The following is a 307-nucleotide window of genomic DNA, read 5'->3' on the forward strand; positions in this document are numbered from 1 at the left end:
CCTGCACCGCCTGGCTGGGAATTCGCCTGCTGAAGGTGGCATGCCCCTATCCGGCGCTGAGGGTGATGGCCTGGCTCGACATCGTCGGCGGGGTGATGCTGGCCAGCGTGATACTGGCGCTGCTGGCCGTGCTGCCCCTGCTCGGTGCCGGAGTGGCGCTGATGCGGGTGTTCTTCAGTGCGGCGGCCGAGTTGCCGGGGCAGGTTGACTGAGGATGTTGCATAGGGCCGGAGCCGCCCACTGGGCGACCCCGGTGTGCTGCCTGTCTACCACTTGTAGTCGAGGCTGGCAGTGACCCGGCGCGGGT

Annotated in this window: 1 protein-coding gene; it reads left to right on the plus strand. The window is 68.4% G+C overall.

The annotated features are described in order from the left end of the window. Positions 1-212: hypothetical protein (locus tag J0A65_RS26920; RefSeq protein WP_206597223.1), on the plus strand; the 212-nt coding region annotated here is incomplete at its 5' end. Positions 213-307 lie beyond the last annotated feature (95 nt).

Source organism: Bowmanella yangjiangensis (assembly GCF_017255015.1).
Taxonomy (GTDB): Bacteria; Pseudomonadota; Gammaproteobacteria; order Enterobacterales; family Alteromonadaceae; genus Bowmanella; species Bowmanella yangjiangensis.